The following is a 26,141-nucleotide window of genomic DNA, read 5'->3' on the forward strand; positions in this document are numbered from 1 at the left end:
ACTGATATGCGGGTTCGAATCAACAAGAAAATCGGCGTGGCGCTGGCGCTCGGGCTGGCGGCGTCCGCGAGTTTCGCCAATCTCGTCAAGGTGGCGCAGACCACCGCCGCGCCCGGCGCCTGTGGCGACTGGAGCGGCTATCGCGCGTTCGTCGAACGCTTCGTGCAGGCCGACGGCCGCGTGATCGACTACTCCACGCCGGCGCAGCAAACCACTTCCGAAGGCCAGTCATACGCGCTCTTCTTCGCGCTGGTCGCGAACGACCGCGCCACCTTCGACCGGCTGCTCGGCTGGACCCGCACCAATCTGTCGGGCAATCAGTTCGACGCGCAGAACATGCGGCTGCCGTCGTGGCAATGGGGCAGAAAAGCGGACGGCTCGTACGGCGTGCTCGATCCGAATTCCGCCTCCGACTCCGACTTGTGGATCGCCTACGATCTGCTGCAAGCCGGCCGCCTGTGGCATGAAGCGGGTTACACGCAATTGGGCGAAGCGCTGGCCGCGCAGATCGCACGTCAGGAAATGACCACCTTGCCGGGCGTCGGGCCGATGCTGCTGCCCGGACCGCAGGGCTTCAGGAGCGGCGGCGTGACACGCCTGAATCCGAGCTATCTGCCGCTGCCGGTGCTGCGCTCGCTCGCGCGCGAAATACCGAACGGCCCATGGGGCAAGCTCGCCGACAGCGCCTACAAGTTCATCAAGACCACCGCGCCACAAGGCTTCGCGCCCGACTGGGCGGCATGGCAAAACGGCCAGTTCGTGGTCGATCCGAAAAACGGCGACATCGGCAGCTACGACGCGATCCGCGTCTACCTGTGGGCCGGCCTCGCCTCGCCCGCGGATCCGCTTGCCAAGCCCTGGCTCGCGGCGCTCGGCGGCATGCGCGCGCGCGTCGCGCAAACCGGCTTTCCGCCGGAGAAGGTTTCATCGACCACCGGCACGGCCAGCGGCGAAGGACCGCTCAGTTACTGGGGTGTGCTCGCGCCGTACTTCAAGGCGCTCGGCGACGAGCGCGGCCTCGGCCTCGCGCGCACGCATCTCGCGGCGCTCGACACAAACGTACCGGGCCGCGAACCGGTTTACTACGATCGTGTGCTGGGTTTGTTCGGCACGGGTTTCATCGACGGCCGCTATCGTTTCGACGAAGCCGGACGTCTCGTGCCGAGTTGGAGAAATGCATGCGACTGAGCGCCCTCGCGTTGTCATTGCGCCTCGCGCTGAGCCTCACGGCCGTCTGCTGCGTGGCGACGGTTTCGCCGGATGCGCTGGCGCAGGCGTCGAAAGATCCGCTGAACGTCTTGATCGATCAGGGCAAGTACTGGCAATCGCATCAGCGCGGCGACCTCGCCGAGCAGGCATGGCAGAAGGTGCTGCGCATCGATCCCAGGCAGCCCGATGCGCTGTTCGGCATGGGCATGGTGCTCGCCGACCGTAAAGACGGCGCCGGCGCGCAGCAGTATCTGGCGCGCCTGAAGGCAGCCGCGCCGAACTATCCGAATCTGGATGAACTCGGCCGCCGTCTCGGCGAGTCGAGCCTGCGCGATCAGACCGTGAACGACGCGCGGCGGCTCGCGCAGAGCGGTCAAAGCGCGAGCGCGGTGCAGGAATACCAGCGCGCGCTGACCGGCAAACCGGCCACGCCCGAATTGCAGCTCGAGTATTACCAGGCGCTCTCGGCCACGCCGCAAGGCTGGGATCAGGCGCGCCGCGGTCTCGAACAACTCGCGCGCGACAACCCCGACGACCCGCGTTACGCCCTCGCCTACGCGCAGCATCTGACCTATCGTGACGTGACGCGCCGCGACGGTATCGCGCGTCTGCAGAAACTGGCGGGCGACAGCACGGTCGGCGCGTCGGCGAAAAAGAGCTGGCGTCAGGCGCTGTTGTGGCTGGACGCGCGGCCCTCCGACGCCCCGCTCTATCAGGCCTATCTGCAAACCGCCACCGACGACGCCGCCGTGAAAGCGCGCTTCGATTCGATGGTGCAGCAGGACAGCGCGGCGCGCGCACGCTCGCAGGAAAATGCCGCGACCGACGCGCGCGGCCGCACGATCGCCGACGGCTTCAGCGCGCTCGACCGCAACGACGTGGCGACGGCGCGCGCGAAGTTTTCCTCGGTGCTGGCCACCAGCCCGAACGACACCGACGCGCTCGGCGGCATGGGCATCGCCGCGTTGAAGCAGGAGCACTTCGCGGAAGCCCGCAACTATCTGGAACGCGCGTCGCGCAACGGCAATCCGGCGCGCTGGAAAACCGCGCTCGACAGCGCGAGCTATTGGACCTACACGAGCGACGCGATCGGCGCGCGCAGCAACGGCGAATTCGCGAAGGCGAAGTCGCTGTTCGAACGCGCGATCGCGCTGAATCCGTCCGACGTCACCGCGCAGGTGCTGCTCGGCGAAATGCTGCTCGCGAACGGCGACCCGAGCGGCGCCGAACAGGCGTACCGGATGGCGCTGCGCCGTCAGGCCGACAACCCCGACGCGGTGCGCGGGCTGGTCGGCGCGCTCGCCGCGCAAGGCCGCGGCGACGAGGCGCTGCAGTTCGCCAATCAACTCAACACCGAACAGCAGTCGAAGGCCGGCGGTATCAACCGTCTGCGTGGCGAAGCGCAGGCCGCGCAGGCGCGCGCGGCCGAAGCGCGCGGCGATCTCGGCAGCGCGCGCAGCCTCTTCGAAGACGCGCTGCTCAACACGCCCGACGATCCGTGGCTGCGTCTCGACCTCGCGCGCATCTACGTGCGCCAGGGCGCGGTCGCCAACGCGCGCAGCATGATGGACGGCCTGCTCGCCGCGCATCCCGACATGACCGACGCGCTGTATGCGAGCGCGTTGCTGTCGGCGGAAACGCAGGACTGGTCGGCGGGTCTCGCGCAACTCGACCGCATTCCGGTCGCGCAGCGCACCGACGCGATGACCACCTTGCAACACCGCTTGTGGGTGCATCAGCAAGCCGACCTCGCCACGCGGATGGCGCGCAACGGGCAGACGCAACAGGCGCTCGCCACACTGCAAGCCGCCGAGCCGGTCGCGGGCAATAGTCCCGAACTGATCGGCGTAATCGCCGCCGCTTACAGCCAGGCCGGCGACCCGAACCGCGCGCTCGGACTCGTGCGCGCCGCCATGAACTCGGCGCCCGGCAACACCGATCTGCTGCTGCAATACGCGGGCATTCTGTCGGCCACGCAGCAGGAAGCCGAGCTCGGCATGGTGATGCGCCGGCTCGCGTCGATGCAGTTGACGCCGCAGCAACGCACCGACTTCGGCAATCTGAATCTCGGCATCGTCATCAAGCAGTGCGACGCGGTGCGCCAGCGCGGCGACCTCGCCAGCGCCTACGACGTGATCGCGCCGTGGCTCGCGGCCATGCCCGACAATCCCGATCTGCAAGCGGCGCTCGGCCGCCTCTATTCGAGTGCCGGCGACGATCGCAACGCGCTCGCCAGCTATCGCGTCGCGCTGCAACGCAAGCCCGACGATCTGAACCTGCTGCAAGCGACCATCTCCGCCGCGACCGGCGCGAAGCAGTTCAGCTACGCCGAAACTCTCGCGAAACAGGCCTTGAATGCGGCGCCGGGAGACCCCGGCGTGCTCGCCACCGTCGGCCGCATGTATCGAGCGGAAGGCAAGCTGTCGCTCGCCTCGACTTATCTGCAGCGCTCGCTGGTCGCCGCCAACACGCCGCTGATGGCCAACGCTCCGCGCAGTCCGGCGAGCAACGTGCCGCGCGGCTGGGAAGTGGCGATGCGCCGGATCGGCGCGACGCCGCTGCCGGGCACCAATCCCTTCGAAGGCAAAACCGCCACGGTCACGCCGACCGACGCCGACAACGCCGCACTCGCCGGCGGCAGTTATAACGCCGCGCGTTCAGCGATTCCGTATTCGCAGTCTTCCTTGCCGACACAAACCGTGCCGAACTATCCGCCGCCTACGCAGCCCGCGCCTTACGTCGCGCCTTATACAGCGCCCGCGCAGCCTTATGCGCCGAACCGTGCGCCTGCCGCGCTGCCGTATAACGCGCCGCGTCCAGGCGCCGAGTCTGGTGGCTACGGCCAGGAGACTTACGGGTCGAGCCAGTCGGGCGCGCCGTTGCAGCCTTATCCGGGGCAAGGACAGCCGCCGATGCAGCAGGCTCCGCAGTACAACCCGGCTTATCCGCAGCAGGCGCCTTATTCGCAGCAGGCTCAATATCCGCAGCAGCAGCAATACCCCCAGCAGCAGCCATACGCCGCGCAGGATGGTTATGCGGCGACGCCCTGGCCGATGTCGCCGGCTGCACGCCAGGCGCAGGCCAATGCCGGTTCGATGCAACCGCAACCGTATGGCGCGCCGGGCACGAGCACGAAGCGCGCGACCGGCAAGAAGCAAAGCGCGTCGAAGAATAGCGGCAACGCGGCCGCTTATGCGCAGCAGCCGTATGGCCAACAGCAAGGCTATCCGCAGCAGCCTTACTACGGCCAACAGGCGTATCCGCAACAACAGCAGGGCTACGCACAACAGCCTTATCAACCCCAACCGCCGCAGCAGCAGGCCTATCCGAATCAGGGCTACTACGCGCAGCAGCAGCCGTACATTCCGCAGCCGCCTACCGGTTACGCCCAGCCGTACTACCCGGCGCAACCGGGCGCGAACGGCAATGGCAACACCTACGCGCAGCCGAACGTAGCGAACACGCAAACGCTCGGCGTCGCGGAAGAGTTGGCGCAGGTGAATCGCGAGCAGTCGAGCAGCATCTCGGGCGGCATCGTGTTCCGTAACCGCACCGGCGAGGACGGCCTGTCCAACTTGACCGATATCGAAGCGCCGATCCAGGGGCGCATCAAGGCGGGCAACGGCCACGTGGTCGTCACGGCGACGCCTGTCACCCTCGACGCCGGCACTGCCGCCGGCAATGTCTCGACGCTCGCGCGCTTCGGCGCCGGCCTCTCGAACGACGCGTCCACCGCGGCGGCCAAGGCGGGCACCAACAACTACGGCAACCAGACGGCGAGCGGCGTGGGCCTGTCGGTCGGCTACGAAGGCCGCAGTATCAGCGGCGATATCGGCGTGACGCCGATTGGCTTTCGCGAGACCAATATCGTGGGCGGTGCGCAGTACAACGGCGGCATTACCGACAAGGTGTCGTATTCGCTCGCCATTGCGCGCCGTGCGGTGACTGACAGTCTGCTGTCCTACGCTGGCGCGCACGATGCCGGTTCCGGCCTCGAGTGGGGTGGCATCACCTCGACCGGCGGCCTGGCCAGCCTCGCATGGGACGACGGCACGAGCGGCCTGTACGTGAACGCGGCGGTCCAGTACTACAAGGGCGACAACGTGCAGGGCAACGTCGCCGTGAAGGGCGGTGGCGGCGTCTACACGCGCCTGCTGAAAGACGCCGATCAGACCTTCACGATCGGCGTGAATACGACGGTGATGGGCTACAACAAGAACCTGTCGTACTTCACGTATGGCCAGGGCGGCTATTTCAGCCCGCAGGAGTACGTCATCCTGAACTTGCCGATCGAGTGGACCGGACGCAATGGTGCATTCACGTACGACGTGAAGGGATCGATCGGGGTGCAGCACTACCGCCAGGATGCGTCGAATTACTTCCCGCTCAATGACGGATCCAACCGGCAGAGTTCGGCGGTAGGGAACGCTGCGCAATTCGGCACGAGCGTGCAGAGCAACCAGCAGTACCCCGGCCAAAGCAAGACCGGCGTGTCGTATTCGCTCAGCGCAGTGGGCGAATATCAACTCGCGCCGCAACTGGCGTTCGGGGCGACCGCTTCGCTCGGCAATGCTTATGAATATCGCGAGTATCTTGCAGCGGTTTATGTGCGGTATAGCTTCAGCAAGCAAACCGGGTTGCAGCCGTTCCCGCCCACGCCGCTTGTTTCGCCTTATTTGTCGTTGTCGAATTAACTTTGGGGTGTCTCACGGCGGCGCGGCCCGGTTTGGCCTGCCGCCGCCGCGAGCACGACGCATCAATCGTCATCGCGCCCGGTCGCATACCGCCTGCAATGCTCCAGATACCCTGCAGCATGGCTGCTCACCAGTTCCACGATACCCGTCCACAGCCAACCCGGCGCATCGAGCGTCTTCGAACGATTTCTGCGTAGCTCGGTGAGCCACGCCTTGCGCTCGGCGCTATCCATTTGCCGCGCGTGCGCCTTGCCGACCACCATCGCCAGAAAGCGCGCTACCTTCATCGCTTCGTCGCGGGTGAACTGCTCGATGGTCAGCTTCATGTCCTGCGGCAGCAGTTCACGAATCACGACAGCGCGATCCGCCAGACGCGCCGAGCGCATCCGTTCGCCGAGCGACGGCGACAGATGCCGCGCGCCCTCCACCACACGCTCCGCGTTATCGCGCGGCATGCGTACGCCGGGATAGCGCGGCGCGGCCGCTTGCGCCGCTTCCTTGATATCGATCAGGCACAGGTCGTCGCCCTCCACCGCCGCGCCGTCGATGTCGAGCAGCACCGCATAGCGCAACCTGCCGAGCGAACTGCAGCCTTTCACCCAGTAGGCGGCGTCGAGGACTTCCACGTCGGCCTCGTCGCCGGTGCCGCGCAGCACGGTGGCGAGCCGCGCCAATGAGCCTTTCTCGAACAATGTCTCGATCTCGCGCCGCTCGCTTTTGGCGAGCGGCCAGAAACGCGGGCCGAGCGGAATGCTCGGTTCGAGATCATCGATACGCTCCTCCGCCAGATGACGCCATGAACGGCGCACGGCTTCCCGCATGACCAACCGCACCGCTTCGGGCTTTTCCGCGTGGATGTCGGCGTTCCCCGCGGCTTCGTCGAAGGCGCGCTCGTAACCGTCCGCGATCGCTTCCATCATGCGTACCGTCGTCACGCCCGGCAGGTCCGAACCGCGCGCGGCGGTCGCCAATGACAGACCGAGGCGAATCAGGTCGTGCGCCGGATTGCCGATCACGGTCTGATCGAGGTCGCGAATCTGGATTTCGACGCGTCCTTGCGCATCGGCGACGGGGCCGAGATTGCCAGTGTGGCAATCGCCGCAAATCCAGATGGCGGGTCCCTCCGGCAACCGATGACCTTCGATGCCGTCGAGCCATTCATAGAACTTGCTGGTGTTGCCGCGAACATAAGCGTGTGCCGAGCGCGCCATTTTGGAATTGCGGCGTGTGGTCAACAATGCCTGGCGAGCATCCGGCTTAGGCAGCTTGTTTCGTGTGATGTTTTTCTTTGTCATTCGCAGGGTCCGCTTTGATCTACGTTCGAATTGCGCGTGGTGTTCAACTCCACGGTGCGCCTGCCGGCGCGCGCGAACACATCCTGGCAGCAGGATTCGCGCCTGCATTCTGAATGCAATCTGTAAGCGGAACAGAGCATCTCAACGCGCACTATCCTTTTCCGCATGAAACGCCCACCTGTGCACCTCATTCCGCGCGCCGAAGTGCCCGCGCACATTCACCTGGACAATCTTGCGAATCGTTTGCAGACAAAGGTTCGGCTAAACCCCACAACGCATGCGCGACAAGTCACCGGCCCGGCGTTGTGGCCTACAATTACCGCAGCCGCATGTCAGCCATCCGCCGGCATGCGGTGCACGGCAGAAGCTTCATCCCGCCTCCTGCTGCGAGTGCAAACGCGTCACGCGCGCCGGCAGAGTGGGGACACTTTCATCGACGTGACCTCTGTGGAGCGCAGCATGCCTTTTCCGGCACAAGACCACGGCTGCTCGGGCTGGCGTGGGGAGATGGCGCAGCGCATCAGCGCATTCGACTGGGCCGCCACCGGCCTTGGCGTCATCGAAAACTGGCCGCGCAGCCTGACTGCCACCGTCCAGATGCTGCTCGCCTCGCCCGTGCCGCTGGTGCTGCTATGGGGCAAACCCGGCTACATGATCTACAACGACGCCTACGCAATCTTCGCGGGCGGCAGGCATCCCTATCTGCTCGGCTGCCCGGTCGAACACGGCTGGCCGGAAGTCGCCGATTTCAACCGGCATGTCATGGCCACGTGTCTCGCGGGCGGCACGTTGTCGTATCGCGACAAGGAACTGGTACTGCTGCGCGACGGCAAACCCGAAGACGTGTGGATGGATCTCTACTACAGTCCGGTCGCCGACGACAGCGGCGCGCCGGCCGGTGTGCTGGCAGTAGTCGTCGAAACCACCGCGCGCGTGCTCACCGAACGCTGGCGGCAGCGCGCCGAAGCCGAACTGCACGAAACCAACGAACGGCTGCAGCTCGCGCTCAATACCGGCACGGTGCTCGGCACGTGGGTGCTGGACGTGCGCACGGGCAAGGTCAGCGGCGACGAACGTTTCGCGCGCACCTTTTCCTTTCAGCAGGAAGAAGCCGCGAAAGGAGTCGAGCGCCACGCCGCCATCCACATGCTTCATCCGGACGACCAGGCGCTCAACGATCAACTGACCGCCGAGGCGATCCGCACGCGGCAGCCGTTTCGCGCCGAGTTTCGAATCCGGCGGCCCGACGGCGACTACATGTGGGTGCAGGCGAACGGCCAGTGCGAGTTCGGCGAGCATGGCGAACCGACGCGTTTTCCCGGCGTGCTGATCGACATTCACGAACGCAAGATCGCCGAACAGTCGCTGCGCCAGTTGACCGAGACGCTCGAACAGCGCGTCGCCGACGCGGTCGCGGCGCGCGCTTTGGCCGAGGAACAATTGCGCCAGGCGCAGAAGATGGAAGCGATCGGCAGCCTCACGGGCGGCGTGGCGCACGACTTCAACAACGTGCTGCAGGTGATCAACGGCAACCTGCAAATGCTCGCCGCCGATGCCGGCGGCCACCCAGCCACGCTGCGCCGCCTGTCGGCCGCGACGGACGCCGTCAAGCGCGGCGCGAAACTGGCCGCGCATCTGCTCGCCTTCGCGCGGCGCCAGCCGCTCTCTCCCACTGTGCTGAATCCGCGCCGCCTGCTGAGCGGCATGAGTGAGATGCTGCATCGCGCGCTCGGCGAAACCGTGCGCGTCGACACGGTCCTGAGCGACGATCTGTGGAACGTGCAGGCCGATCGCAATCAACTGGAAAACGCGCTGCTCAATCTCGCGATCAACGCGCGCGACGCCATGCAGGGGGACGGCACGCTCACCGTGCAGGCGGCCAACCGCGTGCTGGATGCCGCGTTCTGTCAAGACAAACCCGAGCTGTCGCCGGGTGAATACGTGGTGTTTTCCGTCACCGACAGCGGCGCCGGCATGCCACCCGAGATCCTGCAACGCGTGTTCGAACCGTTCTTCACGACCAAGCCCGACGGCCACGGCACCGGCCTCGGCCTGAGCATGGTGTTCGGCTTTCTCAGGCAAAGCGGTGGCCATACCTTGATCGATAGCGAAGTGGGACGCGGCACCACGGTCTCGCTGTTTTTCCCGCGCTGCTGCGAAGCCGAAACCCCGGAAGCCGTCGACGAAACCGCGGCGCCCACCGGCGGCGGCGAAACGATTCTGATCGTCGAAGACGACGCCGACGTGCGGCTGACCGCCGTCGAAATGCTCGCGCAACTCGGCTACAAGGTGCTGACCGCGTCGAGCGGCGACGCGGCGATCGAGTTCATCGACAGCGACGTGCCGATCGATCTGCTGTTCACTGATGTGGTGATGCCCGGCAAGATCAAAAGCGTCGAACTCGCGCAGCGTGCCGCTGCGCGCTCGCCCGCGGTGCCGACCCTCTTCACTTCCGGCTATACGCGCGACGAAATCGTCCACCACGGCAAACTCGACGCCGGTATCACGTTGCTCTCGAAACCGTACCGGCGCGACGATCTCGCCCGCAAGGTGCGCAGCGTGTTGCGCGCCGGTGCTGCGACGGCGGCCGGTATGGCGTTGCCGGTGTCCGTGGCCGAAGGACAGATTGCCGCCTGCGTGCCGCCCGCCGCTTACGACCCCGCCAGGGAAACCAGCGAGGCAAGCCAGCCGCCCGAGGTCGAGGCCATCGCCGAAACGAAGCCTTCTTGCGCGACGGCGCGCTCGCCTGGCACGCCGGCTCGTGTACTGCTGGTCGAAGACGACATGGACTCACGCGAAGCATTCAGCGACCTGCTGAACGCGCTGGGACTCGATTGCACCGCGGTCGGGAGCGCGGAAGAAGCGCTGCCGCTCGTGCCCGCGCAACACTTCGATATCCTCTTCCCGGATCTCACGTTGCCAGGCATGTCCGGCGACTGCCTCGCGCGCACCGTGTTGCGGCAGCAGCCGGATATTCGCGTGCTGCTGGTGTCGGGCTACGGCAAGAGCGCGCAGATCGGCGACGCGATTCCAGGCGCGCGGCTGCTCGGCAAACCGCTCGATATCGCGGAGCTGCGGCGCGAACTCGCGGACTGGATCGATCACACCGAAGAAGCATCGTAAGCGGCGCACGCCACCCATTCAACCGACTTCACCGATGGACATTCGCTGCGGCACCGCAGGCTGGACCGACAAGACACTGATTGCCTGTAAGCGCTTTTATCCGCGCGGCAGCAGCAGCGCTGAGGCACGTCTGCGTTTTTATGCTTCGCAGTTCCCGCTGGTCGAGGTGGATTCGGCTTACTACGCGATGCCTTCGGCGAGCAACGCCCAGCTGTGGTTCGAGCGCACGCCTGAAGGCTTCACGTTCAACTTCAAGGCGTTTCGTCTTTTCACAGGGCATCAGACATCGCCCGAGGCGTTACCGCGAGACATTGCGATGGCGCTGCCGGAAGGCATCACAGGCCCACGCACGAAGAACGTCTACTACCGCGACATGCCGGACGATATCCGCGATGAATTGTGGCGGCGCTATCTGGAAGCGCTCGAACCGCTGCGCGCGAGCGGGCGGCTCGGCGCTGTGCTGTTTCAGTTCGCGCCGTGGATCACGCGCGCGCCGGATGGCCTCGCGCTGGTCGAGGAATGCCGGAAGCGGATGGCGGGCTACATGATGGCGGCCGAGTTTCGCAATCAGTCGTGGTTCGATGACGAGCATGCGGCGTGGTCGCTCGATTTTTTGCGTGAGCGCGGCATCGTGCATGTGATCGTCGACGCGCCGCCGGACGTGAGCAATCGTGTGCATACGGTGTGGGAAGTGACGAATCCTGAGCTCGCAATGGTGCGTCTGCATGGACGCAACACGCAGACGTGGAGCGCAACCGGCGCGGCGAGTGCCGCGGATCGCTTCGACTATGACTACAACGAGGCGGAACTGACGGAACTGGCCGTGGCGATCCGCGCGATCGCGCGACGGGCCGGACGCACGCATGTCATTTTCAACAATTGCTTCGAGGATCAGGGGCAGCGGAATGCAAGAACTTTAATGGGCATTCTGGAGGGAATTGCGGGCGGGCCTTGAGCCGTTTTGATGGCGTTTAAAGGAAAAAGGTCCATTAGGATTTTTTCCATTGCTTTGCTTTAACGCAGCCACCTCGCCATAGCCGCGCGTTATCGCGCTCTCGTGAATTTCAGCTGCGCATGGATTGCGGGCTCCCGGCGTATCCCGCGTCTGGCCGGCGTCGCAGTCGCACGGCTGCAAGCAGTTATGGATCTGTCAGGCACCGAGTCAATCCTTTCGCTGCGAATCACAGTACGCGGCACGGTAAGTGCTCCATTCGTGATCAAGCAGGCGGCGATCGTCTGCGTCTTTATTCCAGTTCAACCAAGGAGGGACGGATCATGAACAAGGCAACCAGAAGCTTAATCGCGGCCGTCGCCGCACTTGCTCTGTCGGGCGGCGCGTTTGCACAGGCGGCCGGAGGCCCGAGCGGCGGCGGTACGTCGGGCAGCACCGCTAGTCCGGCAAATCAGGTGAACCAGATGAACGGCACAACCGGCGGCTACGGCACGCCAGGCGGCACCAACTCGGATAGCGGCATGTCCACCCGTCAGGCGCCGAACTCCGGTCTGCCGAGCGGAAACACCGGTTCGAACACTACCAGCGCGCCCAAAACTAACAACACATTGGCGACCCCGAGCGTCGTGTCGCCGGCCGCCGGTCAACAGTAGTTGTTAGAGAGATGACGACCAGCCGCGAATAAGCGCAAGTGCTTCTATCGCGGGATGACAAGACTGCTAAACGCGCGCTTGCGCGATACGCCGGCTGGTTGCGTACAGAAGGTGACCGACTAACTGCGCACGGCGACACAGTTCAGTGCTGGTATTTAACGTGCTCGATGAATGCGCGCAGTTTGGGCAAAACCTGATGCCTGCCCGAGTGGTAAAGAAAAACCCCTGGCGTCGTGACGGCGAACGGTATCAGTACCGCTTCCAGGCGGCCATCGGCGATCGGCGCAGCGGCAATCGGCCCGGGCACCTGCGCCAGCCCCACTCCTCGAATCGCTGCTCCGAGGAGAGTCGGATAGTCGTGCGCGATAAGCGGCCCGGAGACGATTGCCTCAACTGCCTTGTCGCCGTCGACAAAAGGCCACGGCGCGATCGATCCGTTTGAGCGGCGCATGCGCAGGCAATGATGGCTTCGCAGATCGTCGATGCGCTCCGGTCGGCCACATCGGCGCAAATAATCAGGGTTACCAACGACCATGAACGGAAACGGTGGAGTCAGACGCACCGCGACCATATCGGCTTCGATGAACTGGCCCATGCGCACGCCGGCATCGAATCCTTCGGCCGCGAGATCGATCAACTCCGCGCTCGCGACGACCTCCACTTCTACCTCGGGATAGGCCCGGCAAAAGGATGCGATCAGCGGCTCCAACACGATCGGCACTGCCGCGCTCGGCACCGAGAGGCGCAACAGCCCCGCCGGTTTCTGTCCGAGTTCACGCGCGAGTTCGCTCGCACCGATGAGTTCTTCGAAGGCGGGCTTCGCCCGTGAAAGGAAGCGTTCGCCTGCTTCTGTCAGGCCGACGCTGCGTGTGGTGCGCACAAAAAGCGCCGCGCCCACGCGTGCCTCGAGCATGCGTATTGTTTGGCTGATGGCCGAAGGCGTCACGCCGAGTTGCGCGGCCGCTCGACGAAAGCTGCGGTGCTCGGCCACGCTAAGAAACGCCTCGACGCCGTCGAGCGCGCCTTGCCGGACTGTGAAGTTCTGCTTCATAACCCGTGAATATTATCGCGGATAGTCGCTCGCCGAAAGCGGACTTAGACTCTGCTAGCGGATCAGGAGCGCCGAAACGCCGAATCGTGGCATGGCGAAGACTCCCGACTTCGTGCAACTTTCCGGCCCATCCGGGACGAAGTCTTCCGGAGGGCCGGCTCGGCCTCTTGAGCGCAGTGTTCGATATCGCGCCGAGCAACACCTGACAGGAGCTCAGCAATGTCACCCGAAATCCTTTTCCAGACTCAGCTCGTTCTCGGCTATGTCGCATGGTTTCCCTGCCTCGTCGTCTACGCCCTGCCCCGGCTCAGGTCGATGGACCGTGCCGGCGCGCTGCGCGCCATTGCCACGCTGCACAGCTTCCGGTTCTTCGGGCTTGTCTTCATCCTTCCGGGCGTCGTCGGCCCCAATCTGCCGGCCGGCTTCTCCCAGTTCGCCGCTTATGCCGACTTCGCAACCGGCGTGCTGGCCATGCTGGCGTTGCTCACCTTCAGGATGCGTCCGCTCTTCTATTTCTTTGTGTTCGCCTTCAATATCGTGGGCGCGGCCGACATCATCGTCGACTATTATCATGCGACCCGCCTCGGCCTTCCCGCCATGGCTGGGCAGTTCGGCGCCACCTACGCAATCCCGATCATCTACGTGCCACTGCTGATGCTGACGCACGTGGCCGCGTTCTATCTGCTCATGCGGTCACGGACGAAGGCAGCATGGGCTTTGGCCGGTGATGCCGCCTCCTCGCGTTGACGGTCTTTGGTATATGAAGGATGCCGGATGCGATACAGCAAGGATTTCTTTGCTCTGCAAATCCGCTTTGCGCGGGCCGTTGCCGCTCTGACCGATAGGCCGATCGAGCAGGCGTTGCTCGACTATACGAATATCTACGTCCGCTTCGGACTGGGTCGGGCCTTTGATCGGGAACATCCAACGTGGCGGTGCTACGCGGATGGCTTGAGCGAGACGGCCGACATATCCGACTGGACATATCGGTTCTACCTCGGGCAGAAACCAGAAGTTTCCCGGACGCAGATAGTGAAGACGTTTGGTTGCTTCTCGTATGCGCGGCAAGGTCCAGAATGCGTACGCATTCACTTCCGGGATATCGAACCGGCCGCGATCTCTCCTTTGAGCATCGACCGTCTGCCCGAACGACTCACCGAACTCCGCGCGCTTTTCGACCACGTAGCACATCACCAGCAAGAAGCAACACGCGTCGCCGGAACTTCATGGCTTTATAACCTGCGCGCTTATCGACGGTGCTTTCCGCAAGCCTACGTTGCGAGCGCCATGGTCGCTGAAACGCGATTTCGCAACATGCCTTTGTGGGGGCAATTTCTGGATCGCAACGGGCTAGTCAGAATCGACGCCGCTGAGGATTTCATCCGGCGGTTGTCGAACGTGAAGAACGTTGGCGATCTGGCGAGCTGCTTTCCACTTCAGGCGCTCGCGGTGACAGCGCCTATCGCGGATTTCTTTACCTTTTATGGGGTGGCCGCTGGTGGCCGTCACGGGTAGCGCCCGCTCTATCGTGACCATCGGCATCGCGCTTTTTATCCGGCCGCCGGCAATGCAGCTTATATTGATGTTTGGCGTGTTCCTGCATCAACGGGATTACCGGTTCAGCGCGATCGCCACCATCGTGCTGACAATCGTGGCCGTGGTAGGTGGTCGGCGCGGCATGAAATGCGCGGCACGCACGCGCCCTGGTATGATGCCCCTCGCACGCCTTTCGTGGAGTCCGGTTCGCCGTTGCTCCTCACGCAGCCTGTCTTTTCGTCACGAGAACCATCATGCCCGTCCAACCCGACAAAGTCCCCGCTGCCAGCACCACACCGCATAAGGCCGCGCGCAAGGTCATGCCGATTGCCGCGCGCAATCTTCTGATGGTGGCCGTCGGCGTCCTGGTCTTCGCGATCGTGGCGACCGTGGTGCTTTACGGTCCGATTACGTACGGCGACGAGATTCCGAACTTCGGCATCATCCTCATGCTGACCGTGCCGGTGATCGCGGGCGTGGCGTTCCGGGTCGGGCTGGATGCGTGGTTCGAGCGGAAGTGAACGACGGCCGCTTCGACAGCACGCCGCTTGAAAAGCTGCCACGTCTAGCGTGTCGAGGCGCCAGGCGGCAGCACCACCCACACCTCGAGTCCGCCACCTTCGCGCGCATGAAACTCCAGACTGCCGCCATGCAGACGCGCGATCCGCTCGACGATCGCCAGTCCCAACCCGGTGCCGCCGCTGTGCGTACGCGCATTGCGGCCGCGCTGGAACGGCGCCTTCAGTTGCTCCAACTCCTGAGCTGAAAGACCTTTGCCGCGATCGCCGACTGCAACGTACACCGTCTCGCGCGTGGCCCAGCTTCGCACTGCCAGTCCGCTTCCGCCGTAGACAATCGCGTTCTGCATCAGGTTCATCAGCAGCCGCATCATGCTGATCGGCCGGTACGGCACAGCGGGCAACGTCGCGAGCGACAGCTCGAACTCGTGCCCCAGCCCCGCGAAATCCCCCGCCAGCCGTTCGATCAATGCATTCAGATCGCCGGGCTCCGGCTGCTCGCGCTCACCGCTGCCCGCGTAATCCATGAACTGCTGCAAGATCGTTTCGATCTGGTCCAGATACGATTCGGCGGCGACCACGAAGCTGCTGTCGCTGCCGTTGGGCATCGCCATGGCCATCGAAAGACGCAGCTTGGTCAACGGCGTGCGGATGTCGTGCGAAATGCCCGCGAGCATCAGCGCGCGCGTCGCCTCGGCTTGCTGCAACGCCTGCGTCATCTGATTGAAGGCGCCGCTCACCGCGGCGATTTCCGTGGGGCCGTCGGTCGGCAATGGCGCGGGCGTTTCGCCGGCGCTCACGCGGCGCGCCGCGCGCGTCAACTCCTGAAGCGGCCGGTTGAGGTGGCGCTGAATCAGGTAGCCGGTCAGCGCCGCCAGCGCGCCCAGTCCGAGCGACAGCAAGATGGCGGCGTCGAGTCCGTTGCCCTGCGCGTCTTCGGGAATCGGCAGCGCGATCCAGTACGGCGTTTGCGGCGCGTCGGCCGGCGCGTGCATGCGGATCCACAGGCGTTGGCCGCCCAGCGTTTGCCAGCGCGCCGGCATGTCGGCGGGCAAATGCGCGCGCAAGCTCTCGAGGAACACGTTGCGCTGATAGGTGCGATACGCGCGCATGAGATTCGGCGGCGGCTCGGCGGCGGCTTCGTCCGGCGCCTGGGCGCGGGCGTCGAGGCGCGCGGTCAATTCCCGACGCGCGTTGGGCGGTGTGGCGGCGAGCAGATTGTCGAGCGTGGTCACATAGGTGGCGAACACCGCGGCCGCGCGTTCGACCCGAGGCCGCTGCACATAATGCAGCAACACGCCGAGTGCGCACACCTGGCTCAACATCACGAGCGCGATCAGCAGCGCGATATTGCGCGCCAGCAGCGTTCTCGGCAGCAAGCTTTGCAGCAGCGAGCGTCTCATGAGTCCACGTCCGCGACCAGCATGTAGCCGACACCCCACACGGTCTTGATGAAGCGCGGCTTGGACGGATCGTCCTCGACGATCTGCCGCAACCGCAGCACCTGCACGTCGATGCTGCGATCGAGCGCATCGTGGTCGCGGCCCCGCGCGCGCGCCAGCAGATTGTCGCGGCTCACCGGCCGGTTCGGCGACGACGCCAGCGCGACGAGCAGCAGCATCTGCGCGGAGTGAATCTCCAGCAACTCGCCCGCGCGCGATAGCTGCTGCTTGACGATATCGAGCGAGAAATCGCCGAAGCTCACGCTTTGCGACGTCACGGTGACTTCGCCCGAGGCGATCTTCTGGCGCCGCAGCAGCGCGTTGATGCGCGCCACCAGTTCACGCGGCAGAAACGGTTTGGCGAGGTAGTCGTCGGCGCCGGTTTCGAGGCCGACCACTCTGTCGAGCGGGTCGCCCTTCGCGGTCAGCATCAGGATCGGCAAGGTCTGGCCCTGCTCGCGCAAGCGGGCGCAAATCGCGAGACCGTCCTCTTCGCCGATCATCAGATCGAGCACCAGCAGATCGAAGGGCTCGCGCTCCAGATAGCGGCCGAGGCGCTTGCCGTCCTCGGCGACGCGCACGTCGAAGCCGTGGCCGCGCAGAAAGCGCTGGAGCATGTTGCGCAATTCGACTTCGTCGTCGAGCACGATGATTTTGGCGGGGCGATCCATGCGAAGGCTCCTCGATTCAGGCTAGGCGTCGGGCGGCGTATCTTTGCGTGCCGCATGCCGTTCGCCCAGGCGCTGCAACAGCACATAAAACGACGGAATGAACAGGACGGCAATGCAGGTGGAAGCGAGCATCCCCGAAAATACCGCAATCCCGAGCGAGCGTCGCGCGCTGGCGCTCGCGCCGGTGGCGATCACGAGCGGCACCACGCCGAGAATAAACGCGAACGAGGTCATCATGATCGGCCGGAACCGCAGGCGCGCGGCTTCGATCGCCGCCTCGGTTATGCCGACGCCCTGCGCGCGCAGATGCCGCGCGAATTCGACGATCAGAATCGCGTTCTTCGCCGACAGCGCGATCAGCAGCACGAGACCGATCTGCGTGTACAGATTGTTGGCGGCGCCGAGCGCGGCAAGCGTGCCCGCCGTGCCGAGCAAGGCGAGCGGCACCGCCAGTACCACGGCGACCGGCAGCAGCCAGCTTTCGTATTGCGCGGCCAGCACGCAGAACACCAGCAATACGCCCACGGCGAACACCCAGTACGCCGAATTGCCGACCAGTTTCTCCTGATACGACATCGCGGTCCATTCATAGCCGATGCCCGCCGGCAGAATGTGCGCGGCTTCCTGCTCGAACGCCTTGATCGCGTCGCCCGTGCTGTAGCCCGCTGCCGGATTGCCGTTGATGGCCGCGGCCGGCGCGAGGTTGTACAGCGTCGCCACGGCCGGGCCGACGCTCGTATGCGCGTCGATGAAGGTGCCCAGCTCGACCATGTGGCCGCTATTGCTGCGGATCTGCAAGCGGCGAATGTCGTCCGTTTCGCGGCGGAATGCGCCGTCGGCCTGCACGAACACCGGGAACGTATGGTTGAAGGTCGTGAACTGATTCACGTAGCTTGATCCGACATAGTCCTGCAGCAGATCGAACACATTGCCGACGGGCACTTGCAGCGACTCCGCCTTGGCGCGATCGAGCGTGAGTTCAACGGTCGGCACGGACGCGCGGAACGGGCTGAACACGCGCTGCAATTCGGGCCGTTTCGATACGCCGGCGATCAAAGCATCAGTGGCGTCTTGCAGGCGCTGATAGTTTTGCGAGCCGTCGGTCAGCATGACCTGCATCTGCACGCCGCCGCTGTTGCCGAGACCCTGGATCGGCGGCGGCACGATCACCACGGAGCGGATGTCGGGCAGCTTCGCCAGTTCGCTGTTCATGCGCGAATATAGCGAGCGCAGGTCTTCGCCTTTGCCGCGCTTGCTCCAGTCGTCGAGCGTGACGTAGATCAGCGCGGAATTCGGCAGCGACGCGTTGTTGTCCAAAGGCGAGATGCCGCCGATCGACACCACATGGCTCACACCCGGAATCGCGCCGATCCGTTTCTCGATCTGCGTGCTCGCCTCACGCGTGCGTCCGAGCGAAGCGGCGTCGGCGAGTTGCGCGGCGATCAGCACGTAGCCCTGATCTTCGAGCGGAATGAAACTGGTGGGAATGCGTGTCAACAGAAAAGCGGAACCCGCGCCGAGCACCAGCGCGATTACCAGCGCAAGCCCGCAGCGCGCGACGAACCACGACACCACTCGCACGTAGCCCTTTTCGACGCGGGCGTAACCCTTGTCGAACACGCGATACACGATATTCGGCTTGCCGGGCCGCGCATGCCGCAGCCAGCGCACGCTTTGCACCGGCTTGAGCGTGACCGCGTTGATCGCGCTGATCACCGTGGTGGCCACGACCACCAGCGCGAATTGACGGTACATCTGCCCGGTCACGCCGCCGAGAAACGCCGACGGCAAAAACACCGAGATCAGCACCAGCGTAATACCGATGATCGGCCCGAGCAGTTCATGCATCGCGTCGATGGCGGCCTGCTTCGGCGTCTTGCCCTGCTCGATATGCTGGGTGATGCCTTCGACCACCACGATCGCGTCGTCCACCACGATGCCGATAGCCAGCACGATCGCGAACAAGGTCAGCAGGTTGATCGAGAAGCCGAGCATGTAGATCGCGCCGAACGTGCCGATGATGGTCACCGGAATCGTCGTGGCCGGCACCAGCATCGCGCGCCAGTTCTGCAAAAACAGCAGGATCACCGCGAGCACGAGCAAGGCCGCTTCGAACAGCGTCTTGTACACGTCGATCACCGATTGCCGCACGAAGGTGGTCGTGTCGAACGGCAACTGGTAGCTGACGCCCTTCGGCATGTCTTTCGCAAGACGCGCCATGGTCGCCTTCACCGCATTGCCGACTTCCAGCGCATTCGCTTCGGGTAACTGATAAATGGCGATGCCCGCCGCCGGCTTGCCGTCGAGATTGAAGAACTGCCCGTAACTCGACGAGCCGAGTTCGGTACGCCCCACATCGCGAATCCGCACGAACTGGCCGCCGTTGTCCGGATCCGCCTTCACGATGATGTCGTCGAATTCGTGCGGGTCGGAAAGCGCGCCACGCATCGTCACCGTGAGCTGAAAAGCCTGGCCGCCCGAGTTCGGCTCGGAACCGAGCTGGCCCGCACTTACGTCCTTGCTCTGGCTCTGGATCGCGTTCATCACGTCGGCAGCGGTCAGATTGCGCTCGCTCAGCTTCTGCGGATCGAGCCATACGCGCATGCTGTATTGCCCGGTGCCGAACACGGTCACGTCGCCCACGCCCGGTAAACGCGCGAGCGTATCGCGCAGATAGATCACCGCGTAGTTGCTCAGAAACAGCGAATCGTATTTCGGATCCGGCGATTGCAGCGTGTAGAGCTGCAGAATCGCGGTCGAACGCTTGCGCACGGTCACGCCCTGCTGCTGCACCGCCTGCGGCAATTGCGCGGTCGCCGCCGAGACGCGGTTCTGCACCAGCACCTGGGCTTTGTCGACATCCGTGCCGACGGCGAACGTAATCGTGAGCGTATAGGAGCCGTCGTTGGTGCTGGTCGACTGCATGTACAGCGCGTTCTCCACGCCGTTGACCTGGGTTTCGATCGGCAGCGCCACGCGGTTGATCAGCGTCGCGGCGCTGGCGCCGGGAAAGCGCGCCACCACTTGCACGGTGGGCGGCGTAATGGGCGGATATTGCGCGATCGGCAGATTGATTAGCGCGACGGCGCCGAGCAGCATTACGATCAGCGCGATCACATTGGCGAGGACCGGCCGCTCGACGAAGAAGCGGATCATGACTGGCCCTGCGTTTCGGCGGCCGCCACTTGCACCTTGGTGCCCGGCGCCACCGCCAGCGCGCCGCCCGTCACGACCTGATCGTCGGCGTTCAGGCCTGACGTGATCGCGCGCAGCGAGCCGAACAGTCCGCCTGTCACCACCGCGCGTTTCTCGATCACACTCGCGCTATTCACGACCAGCACGAAAGCGCCGGCCTGCTCGCGCAGCAATGCGGTGTCGGGCACCAGCAAGACGTTTTGCGGCGCGCCGGCGGGAATATGCACCTCGACCGACATACCCGGAATCAGATGCGCGTCCTTGTTGGCGATGTCGGCGCGCAGTCTGAGCGCGCCACTATTGGAGTCGACCCGCGTATCGACGAATTCCAGCGCGGCGTCCTCGCCCTGGCCAGCCGGCGCGCCGAGCACATTTACGCGCACCGTACGCGGCGGTTTCGTGAACAGACCGATACGGTTCGCGTCGCGTTCGTTCAGCGTGAAATTCACGTACACCGGCTGGATACGATCCAGCGTGGCGAGCTTGGTGGAATCGGACGCGCCCACCAGATTGCCGACGTCGAACGAACGCGCGCCGATGCGTCCGGCGAACGGCGCGCGTATCTCCGTATAGGCCAGATTGATGCGCGACATGTCGCGCTTGGCGAGCGCCTGATCGCGCGTGGTCTGCGCTTTCTGCAACGACGATTCCGAGGTCGCGTTATCGGCCGTGAGCTGCTTCTGGCGTGTCAATTCCTGTTCGGCGTTGACGAGCTCGGCCTGGTCGTAGGTGAGCTGCGCGCGGTACGTGTCCGGCTCGATACGGAACAGCAACTGGCCTTGCTTAACGTTGGCGCCGTCGCTGAAACCGATTTCCTTCAGCACGCCCTGCACGCGCGCCACCAGCGTGACGGTGGCCGAAGGCGCGACCGTGCCGCTCAGGTCGAGCTGCTCGCGCACCTCGCGCGGCTGCGGGCGCGTCACGCTCACTTGCGGCAAGGGCGCATTCTGGGCGGCAGGCGCGTTGCCGTCGTGGCAAGCGGCCAGCGCCATGCCGAGCACGATGCACATCCCCGCCGCGACACGTCTGGTTATCAGACTCTTTTCTGCCATGTTCTTATTTCCCATTCTCCGGCTCGCTTCCTCCGCTCGCGCGCGCCAACGCGGAATTCGCGGGCGGGTTCAACAAGCGTCCCCAATCCGTGCGCCGCGCCATCTGTTCGGCAATCTGTTCGCTCACGACCTGCTGACCTTGCGCCACTTCCCAGCCTCCGCCGAGCGCGCGATACAAAGCCACCGCGGCGAGCGCCGCAAGCCCCTGGTTCTGCGCGAGCGAATCGCCGTCGCGCAACACGGATCGCGAGGCGTCGAGCACGGTGTCGTAAGTGACCGAGCCCGAGCGATACTGCGCATTGGCGAGCCGCAGCGCGCGCTGCGACGCATCCGACGCGCGCGCCGACGCGGCCAGCGCGTCGAGCGAGGTGCGCAACCCGGCAATCGCGTCTTCCACTTCTTTCTGCGCTTGCAGCACCGTGTTCTGATAGTCGAGCACGGCCTCCTGAAAGGTCGCGTCCTGAATCCGCACGGCGTTTTTCAATTGACCGCGATCGAGGATCGGCAAAGTAATGCCCGCGGAAAACAGGCCGATGGTCTTGCTGCCCCATTGCGTCAAGCCAATGCCGTGCTGTTCGCCCGACGACAGCCCGAAGAGGCCCGTCAACGACAAGGACGGATACAGCTTCGCCTTGGCCGCGCCGACCAGCGCCGATTGCGCCGCCGCGTTGAGCGCGGCCTGCCGCACGTCGGGCCGGCGCCGCAGCAGATCGGCGGGAATGCCGACATCGATCTGCGTGGGCGGCACGGGGATCGCGCCGCTGCCTTTGAGTTGCGCGTCGACGGCGTCGGGCGGATCGGCGAGCAGCACGGCGAGCGTGTCGCGATCCTGCGCGCGCGCCTTGATGAGCGGCGGAATCTGCGCCTCGGTTTCCGCCACCAGCGTGGCGGCCTGTTCGACATCGAGCTGGCTCGACGCACCGTGTTTGTAGCGCGACTGAGTCAGCGTGAGGCTCTGCTGGACCGACTTCAGATTCTGCTGCGCGACGACGATGCGTTGTTCGAGCGCACGCAGATCGATGTAGGCATTGGCGACGTCGCCGAACAGCGACACCAGTGCGTTGTCATACGCGGCTTCCGACACGCGCAATTGCGCGCGGTCCGATTCGATCTGCCGGCGGTATTTGCCCCAGAAGTCGATCTCCCAGCCCACATTCACGCGCAAATGCTCGGCCCACAGATGGGCCGGCGGAATCGGGCCGACGCCGCTCGTGTTGATATGGTCGGCGCCCACCGACACGCTGCCCGACTGCGGCAGCAGATTCTCCGCACTGGTCGCGAGTTGCGCGCGCGCCTTGAAGATATGCAGGCCGGCCACTTGCAGCGACAGGTTGCGCTCATACGCGCGCTGCTCCAGCGCGGTGAGCACGGGATCGTTGAACGCGGTCCACCAGGCGGCTTGCGCGGCAGGCGTCGCCTGCGCCGCGCCGGGCAGACTTTCGAGCCACTGGTTTTCCAGCGTCGCTTCGGGCTGTTTGAAATCCGGGCCGACGCTCGCGCAACCGCTGAGCGCCGCGCTGATCGATACGACGATCGACGCGCCGGCGATACGCAGATGGCGGGACGTGGCAGGTTTCATCGCGCGTTTTTATTGGTTTCGGAGGACGGCTGACGGTTCGGCAGGACGGCTCGCGCGCAGGCGGCACACCGCGCCGCGCCACGGCCCCATGGTCCCGCCGATGCCCGCGCGGCTCAGTGCGCTGCCCCGCGTTCCTGCATGAATGCCTCGATCTGCGCCAAGGTGATATAGCCCGCCTTCTGCGTATCGATCTCGTCGAAATGCTTGGCGACCATCGGCATGCCGGCGGCGGCCTGGTCTTTGGTGAGCTTGCCGTCGTGCGTGGTATTGGCATTCGCAAAGCGCGATTGCAGTTGCTGCACCATGCGCTCCATGCGCTGCGGGTTGCCGCCTTGCGGCGCGGCCTGCGCAAACGTGACGGTGGATGCGCAGCACAGCAACACGATAGCGATCAACTTCTTCATGACTGACTCCTTCGATTGAGCCACCGAGCGTCGCCTGCTGTTTGCCGCGATCCGTTTCGATGACAGGCCGAATTCTTGGGGAAGCGCCGTCGCAAGGCAACTTCAGAATCATGTCGATTTATGTCATGGCTTGTAAGGCGTCGCCGTGAGCCACCACGAGCGCCGCCACGAGCGCCACGCCGCAATGCAGCATGCACTCCCTACCCCCGCAGTCACGCCAAAGCCCCGCCGCCGCGTGACATGGAATGAAATGAGTTTGCGATGCCGTTTTGGCGGCGCTTTGCGTATCTTTCGTCTGCCGGCGCCATCAGCGCCTCGCCGCAACGGCTGAGTTCTCACGTCACCCGGATCAGCCGACCCGCTTCTTCACCTGAAGACGCCTCGCACTGCTCAACGCATCAGGAGTACCAATTGACCATCCGTCTCGTCTGCGCCTCAACTGTCACCGCCATCGGCCTCGCCTGTTCGTCGACGGCGTCCGCCCGCGTGGTCGTCTATCTGCCCGCCGCCGTGGTCTACGCCCCGCCGCCGCGCCCGGTCTACTACTCCGTGCCGGTCAATCCCGTGTACGTGGTGGCGCCCCCGCCAGTGCCGCTGCCCGTGGCGGTGCCGGTCGCGGCCACCGTGACGGCGCCGAAGCCAGCTCCCCTGTACACCACCGTCGTCGTCCCCGCGCCGACCAACTACGCGGTCGTACCCGCCCCCGCGGTGACCTACGCGCAGCCCGTCATGATGATGCCGCGTTAGGCGCGCCCGGCGTTTCGCCAGCGAACGTGCCGGTTACGGCTCAGGCTGTGGAATCAGCATAGGACATGCGGCCGCCGGCAATGCCTGGTGGATTCCCGTTGTCCTGGGCACGATCCGGCGGCGCGATGTGGGGCGCGAATCCATGCCGTAAAACTCTGGTTGCGCCCCTGGAATAAAGCGGTGGATATAGCGGTTATAGAGGAAGGCCGAACGCAGAGGCCAAACCCAGCGCGATTCCGTTCCAGCGAATGTGGAACATCGCATGCTGAATGCTGTTGATGACTCGGCGCATGTCCGTTCGTTGGACATGTTCGTCCAACCGTAGGACTCGCGAGCGGCCTGCCGCGCGGATTTCGGGCAGGCCACCACCCTTTGTGGAAACATCAGATGAACTACCAGGAACTCGACAAGGAGATCGCTCACCTCGAACGTGTGTTCGGGATGATCTCCACCAACGATCGCATTCCGCTGTCCTACTGGCACAGTCGTCTGCGAAATTTGCCCAGACCGACATTGATGCCGATACAGCGCGCGCGCATCGCGCGGCTGGAGGCGACGCTGCGCTCGCTGACAGAAGCGGGCGAAGCGTCGTTAGCCGAGCCGCCGTTGCGTCCCACCGGCACGCGGTGGTAACGCGGCGGCCCGGACCCGCCGCCGCCCTCGCAGCGGGATTCGCTTCCTCAACCCGTCAGAATCCGCGCGCCGAGCGCCAGCACGAGCGCCGGCAGCATCACCAGCGCGCCCACCTTCAGAAACTTCATGAAACTCACGTCTTCGCCTTCGCGGCGAATCGCGTTGAGCCAGAGGATTGTCGCCAGCGAACCGGTGATGGACAGGTTCGGCCCGAGGTCGACGCCGATCAGCAGCGCGTCGATCACACGCTCCGGACTGTGCGCCTGCATCACGGTCGAACTGGCGATCAGACCCGCCGGCAAGTTGTTCATCAGGTTGCTGCCGATCGCGATGACAGCGCCCGCCCAACCCGCCGTGGCCAGTTCGTGCTGCTGCGCGGCGCGCTGCGTGAGTTGCGCCGCCGCCGTGATCACACCGGTGTGATCGAGCATTTCGACGAGCACGAACAGCGCGGCGACCAGCGGCAGCACGCTCCACGAAATTTCGCGGATCATCGGCAGCGGCGATTTGCGCTCCAGAATCAGCACGATCAGTGCCGTCAGCGCGCCGAGTATCGCGGTCGGCATGCCGAGCGGAACATCGAACGCGGAGACCGTCAGCAGCACGGCGGCCGTCACCGCGATGCCCGCGAGCGCCACGCGGCCGCTCGCCGACAGTTCGACCGGCTCGAGATTCGCCTCGCACGTGCCGGCGAGCGCGTCGCGCTGGGTCCAGCGCAGCATCACGTAGGTCGCGACGATCGACAGCAGCGAGGGCAGCGTGAAGCGCATCAGCCAGGCGCCGAGCGCGGGCGTGTGATTGCCGTACAGCACGATGTTTGCCGGATTCGAGATCGGCAGCACGAAGCTCGCCGCATTGGCGATGAACGCGCAGACGAACAGCAAGGGCAGCGGATGCGTCTTCGCCTTCCTGGCGGCGGCGAACACGGCCGGCGTGAGGACGACGGCGGTGGCGTCGTTAGAAAGAAACGCGGTGATCACCACGCCGACCAGGTAGACCAGCAGGAAAAGTTTGCGCGGCGAACCCTGCGCATGGTTGACCGCGAGCACGGCAACCCAGTCGAACAGACCTTCACGGCGCCCCACTTCCGACAGCAGCATCATGCCGAAGAGGAACAGATAGACGTCGGTGCCCTTGCCGATCGCCTCGAGCGCCAGATGGACCGGCAATAGTCCGAGCGAGACCAGCAGCAGCGCGCCGGCCACGGCCCACACGGCTTCGGGCCATTTGAACGGCCGGGTGATGACGCCGGCCGTGGCGGCGGCGGCGATACCCCAGGAGAGGAAAACGGAATTCACTTGGCGAGCTCTGAATGGTTGATGACGCGCGAGCGCGATGTCCAGCGGGACCGGACGGGCGCCCCCGATGATGGTGCGGACGCAGGCGC

At 64.9% G+C, this 26,141-nt stretch carries 20 protein-coding genes; 11 read left to right on the forward strand and 9 right to left on the reverse strand.

Going from position 1 to position 26,141, the window contains the following annotated elements; translation table 11 throughout:
- Positions 1-6: 6 nt before the first annotated feature.
- Together bcsZ and PQR54_RS27270 are read left to right on the forward strand one after the other, a co-directional pair.
- On the forward strand, positions 7-1,188 hold the full coding sequence (gene bcsZ / locus PQR54_RS27265; protein ID WP_408251123.1) for a cellulose synthase complex periplasmic endoglucanase BcsZ: 1,182 nt from the start codon (positions 7-9) through the stop codon (positions 1,186-1,188).
- The gene (locus PQR54_RS27270) at positions 1,179-5,903 is read left to right on the forward strand and encodes a cellulose synthase subunit BcsC-related outer membrane protein (protein ID WP_408251125.1); all 4,725 of its coding nucleotides are present in this window, start codon (positions 1,179-1,181) and stop codon (positions 5,901-5,903) included. The genes bcsZ and PQR54_RS27270 overlap by 10 nt, the downstream gene beginning before the upstream one ends.
- 62 nt (positions 5,904-5,965) lie before the next feature.
- Here PQR54_RS27270 and PQR54_RS27275 read toward each other — a convergent pair whose 3' ends face one another.
- Positions 5,966-7,198, reverse strand: a complete 1,233-nt coding sequence (locus PQR54_RS27275; protein WP_408251127.1) for a DUF2252 domain-containing protein — start codon at positions 7,196-7,198, stop codon at positions 5,966-5,968.
- Between the two features lie 459 nt (positions 7,199-7,657).
- Here PQR54_RS27275 and PQR54_RS27280 point away from each other — a divergent pair, with 459 nt between their 5' ends.
- The 3 genes from PQR54_RS27280 to PQR54_RS27290 all read left to right on the forward strand — a co-directional run bounded on the left by PQR54_RS27280 (position 7,658) and on the right by PQR54_RS27290 (position 11,926).
- Positions 7,658-10,321 (forward strand): hybrid sensor histidine kinase/response regulator, encoded by a 2,664-nt coding sequence (locus PQR54_RS27280; RefSeq protein ID WP_408251130.1) that lies wholly within the window; start codon positions 7,658-7,660, stop codon positions 10,319-10,321.
- Between the two features lie 34 nt (positions 10,322-10,355).
- Positions 10,356-11,276: a DUF72 domain-containing protein gene (locus tag PQR54_RS27285; RefSeq protein ID WP_408251132.1), complete on the forward strand. Its 921-nt coding sequence runs from the start codon at positions 10,356-10,358 to the stop codon at positions 11,274-11,276.
- Between the two features lie 320 nt (positions 11,277-11,596).
- Positions 11,597-11,926 carry a hypothetical protein gene (locus PQR54_RS27290; RefSeq protein ID WP_408251133.1) on the forward strand — a complete coding sequence of 110 codons (330 nt, stop codon included), beginning with the start codon at positions 11,597-11,599 and terminating at the stop codon, positions 11,924-11,926.
- Positions 11,927-12,068: 142 nt separating this feature from the next.
- Here the strand turns inward: PQR54_RS27290 and PQR54_RS27295 are convergent, their stop codons facing one another.
- On the reverse strand, positions 12,069-12,977 hold the full coding sequence (locus PQR54_RS27295; protein WP_408251136.1) for a LysR family transcriptional regulator: 909 nt from the start codon (positions 12,975-12,977) through the stop codon (positions 12,069-12,071).
- A gap of 219 nt (positions 12,978-13,196) precedes the next feature.
- Here PQR54_RS27295 and PQR54_RS27300 point away from each other — a divergent pair, with 219 nt between their 5' ends.
- Genes PQR54_RS27300 through PQR54_RS27315 form a run of 4 tightly spaced genes read left to right on the forward strand, consistent with a single transcriptional unit; the run spans position 13,197 to position 15,034 of the window.
- Positions 13,197-13,724 carry a DUF8737 domain-containing protein gene (locus PQR54_RS27300; protein WP_408251138.1) on the forward strand — a complete coding sequence of 176 codons (528 nt, stop codon included), beginning with the start codon at positions 13,197-13,199 and terminating at the stop codon, positions 13,722-13,724.
- 27 nt (positions 13,725-13,751) lie between these two features.
- Positions 13,752-14,492 carry a hypothetical protein gene (locus PQR54_RS27305; RefSeq protein WP_408251140.1) on the forward strand — a complete coding sequence of 247 codons (741 nt, stop codon included), beginning with the start codon at positions 13,752-13,754 and terminating at the stop codon, positions 14,490-14,492.
- Entirely contained in the window at positions 14,461-14,817 is a 357-nt protein-coding gene (locus PQR54_RS27310; protein ID WP_408251141.1) for a DUF1634 domain-containing protein, read from the forward strand. The genes PQR54_RS27305 and PQR54_RS27310 overlap by 32 nt, the downstream gene beginning before the upstream one ends.
- Positions 14,768-15,034, forward strand: a complete 267-nt coding sequence (locus PQR54_RS27315; RefSeq protein ID WP_408251143.1) for a hypothetical protein — start codon at positions 14,768-14,770, stop codon at positions 15,032-15,034. Before PQR54_RS27310 ends, PQR54_RS27315 begins: the two co-directional genes overlap by 50 nt.
- Before the next feature lie 44 nt (positions 15,035-15,078).
- Here the strand turns inward: PQR54_RS27315 and PQR54_RS27320 are convergent, their stop codons facing one another.
- The 6 genes from PQR54_RS27320 to PQR54_RS27345 form a co-directional block, all read right to left on the reverse strand.
- Entirely contained in the window at positions 15,079-16,434 is a 1,356-nt protein-coding gene (locus PQR54_RS27320; RefSeq protein ID WP_408251145.1) for an ATP-binding protein, read from the reverse strand.
- Entirely contained in the window at positions 16,431-17,144 is a 714-nt protein-coding gene (locus PQR54_RS27325) for a response regulator (RefSeq protein WP_408251147.1), read from the reverse strand. Before PQR54_RS27325 ends, PQR54_RS27320 begins: the two co-directional genes overlap by 4 nt.
- A 21-nt stretch (positions 17,145-17,165) precedes the next feature.
- Positions 17,166-20,300 carry an efflux RND transporter permease subunit gene (locus PQR54_RS27330; protein ID WP_408251148.1) on the reverse strand — a complete coding sequence of 1,045 codons (3,135 nt, stop codon included), beginning with the start codon at positions 20,298-20,300 and terminating at the stop codon, positions 17,166-17,168.
- Entirely contained in the window at positions 20,297-21,391 is a 1,095-nt protein-coding gene (locus PQR54_RS27335) for an efflux RND transporter periplasmic adaptor subunit (RefSeq protein WP_408251151.1), read from the reverse strand. Before PQR54_RS27335 ends, PQR54_RS27330 begins: the two co-directional genes overlap by 4 nt.
- A gap of 4 nt (positions 21,392-21,395) precedes the next feature.
- Positions 21,396-22,970 carry an efflux transporter outer membrane subunit gene (locus PQR54_RS27340; protein WP_408251154.1) on the reverse strand — a complete coding sequence of 525 codons (1,575 nt, stop codon included), beginning with the start codon at positions 22,968-22,970 and terminating at the stop codon, positions 21,396-21,398.
- Between the two features lie 113 nt (positions 22,971-23,083).
- A complete protein-coding gene (locus PQR54_RS27345) occupies positions 23,084-23,374 on the reverse strand; it encodes an EF-hand domain-containing protein (RefSeq protein ID WP_408251157.1) in 291 nt (96 codons plus the stop codon).
- Positions 23,375-23,785: 411 nt separating this feature from the next.
- Between PQR54_RS27345 and PQR54_RS27350 the strand changes: the two genes are divergently transcribed.
- Together PQR54_RS27350 and PQR54_RS27355 are read left to right on the forward strand one after the other, a co-directional pair.
- On the forward strand, positions 23,786-24,121 hold the full coding sequence (locus PQR54_RS27350) for a hypothetical protein (protein WP_408251160.1): 336 nt from the start codon (positions 23,786-23,788) through the stop codon (positions 24,119-24,121).
- A 387-nt stretch (positions 24,122-24,508) separates the two neighbouring features.
- Positions 24,509-24,754: a hypothetical protein gene (locus tag PQR54_RS27355; RefSeq protein ID WP_408251162.1), complete on the forward strand. Its 246-nt coding sequence runs from the start codon at positions 24,509-24,511 to the stop codon at positions 24,752-24,754.
- A gap of 47 nt (positions 24,755-24,801) precedes the next feature.
- Here the strand turns inward: PQR54_RS27355 and PQR54_RS27360 are convergent, their stop codons facing one another.
- A complete protein-coding gene (locus PQR54_RS27360) occupies positions 24,802-26,052 on the reverse strand; it encodes an arsenic transporter (protein WP_408251165.1) in 1,251 nt (416 codons plus the stop codon).
- Positions 26,053-26,141 lie beyond the last annotated feature (89 nt).

The sequence above is a fragment of the Paraburkholderia phytofirmans genome (assembly GCF_046028095.1).
In the GTDB taxonomy this organism is placed as follows: Bacteria; Pseudomonadota; Gammaproteobacteria; order Burkholderiales; family Burkholderiaceae; genus Paraburkholderia; species Paraburkholderia phytofirmans_A.

What these genes read in the sequence shown, in the direction of transcription:
- PQR54_RS27305 (WP_408251140.1), top strand. Translation starts at nt 13,752, where the DNA reads ATGCGATACAGCAAGGATTTCTTTGCTCTGCAAATCCGCTTTGCGCGG.
- PQR54_RS27315 (WP_408251143.1), top strand. Translation starts at nt 14,768, where the DNA reads ATGCCCGTCCAACCCGACAAAGTCCCCGCTGCCAGCACCACACCGCAT.
- PQR54_RS27270 (WP_408251125.1), top strand. Translation starts at nt 1,179, where the DNA reads ATGCGACTGAGCGCCCTCGCGTTGTCATTGCGCCTCGCGCTGAGCCTC.
- PQR54_RS27280 (WP_408251130.1), top strand. Translation starts at nt 7,658, where the DNA reads ATGCCTTTTCCGGCACAAGACCACGGCTGCTCGGGCTGGCGTGGGGAG.
- PQR54_RS27320 (WP_408251145.1), bottom strand. Translation starts at nt 16,434, where the DNA reads ATGAGACGCTCGCTGCTGCAAAGCTTGCTGCCGAGAACGCTGCTGGCG.
- PQR54_RS27330 (WP_408251148.1), bottom strand. Translation starts at nt 20,300, where the DNA reads ATGATCCGCTTCTTCGTCGAGCGGCCGGTCCTCGCCAATGTGATCGCG.
- PQR54_RS27340 (WP_408251154.1), bottom strand. Translation starts at nt 22,970, where the DNA reads ATGAAACCTGCCACGTCCCGCCATCTGCGTATCGCCGGCGCGTCGATC.
- PQR54_RS27285 (WP_408251132.1), top strand. Translation starts at nt 10,356, where the DNA reads ATGGACATTCGCTGCGGCACCGCAGGCTGGACCGACAAGACACTGATT.
- PQR54_RS27355 (WP_408251162.1), top strand. Translation starts at nt 24,509, where the DNA reads ATGAACTACCAGGAACTCGACAAGGAGATCGCTCACCTCGAACGTGTG.
- PQR54_RS27345 (WP_408251157.1), bottom strand. Translation starts at nt 23,374, where the DNA reads ATGAAGAAGTTGATCGCTATCGTGTTGCTGTGCTGCGCATCCACCGTC.
- bcsZ (WP_408251123.1), top strand. Translation starts at nt 7, where the DNA reads ATGCGGGTTCGAATCAACAAGAAAATCGGCGTGGCGCTGGCGCTCGGG.
- PQR54_RS27275 (WP_408251127.1), bottom strand. Translation starts at nt 7,198, where the DNA reads ATGACAAAGAAAAACATCACACGAAACAAGCTGCCTAAGCCGGATGCT.
- PQR54_RS27290 (WP_408251133.1), top strand. Translation starts at nt 11,597, where the DNA reads ATGAACAAGGCAACCAGAAGCTTAATCGCGGCCGTCGCCGCACTTGCT.
- PQR54_RS27325 (WP_408251147.1), bottom strand. Translation starts at nt 17,144, where the DNA reads ATGGATCGCCCCGCCAAAATCATCGTGCTCGACGACGAAGTCGAATTG.
- PQR54_RS27335 (WP_408251151.1), bottom strand. Translation starts at nt 21,391, where the DNA reads ATGGCAGAAAAGAGTCTGATAACCAGACGTGTCGCGGCGGGGATGTGC.
- PQR54_RS27295 (WP_408251136.1), bottom strand. Translation starts at nt 12,977, where the DNA reads ATGAAGCAGAACTTCACAGTCCGGCAAGGCGCGCTCGACGGCGTCGAG.
- PQR54_RS27300 (WP_408251138.1), top strand. Translation starts at nt 13,197, where the DNA reads ATGTCACCCGAAATCCTTTTCCAGACTCAGCTCGTTCTCGGCTATGTC.
- PQR54_RS27310 (WP_408251141.1), top strand. Translation starts at nt 14,461, where the DNA reads ATGGGGTGGCCGCTGGTGGCCGTCACGGGTAGCGCCCGCTCTATCGTG.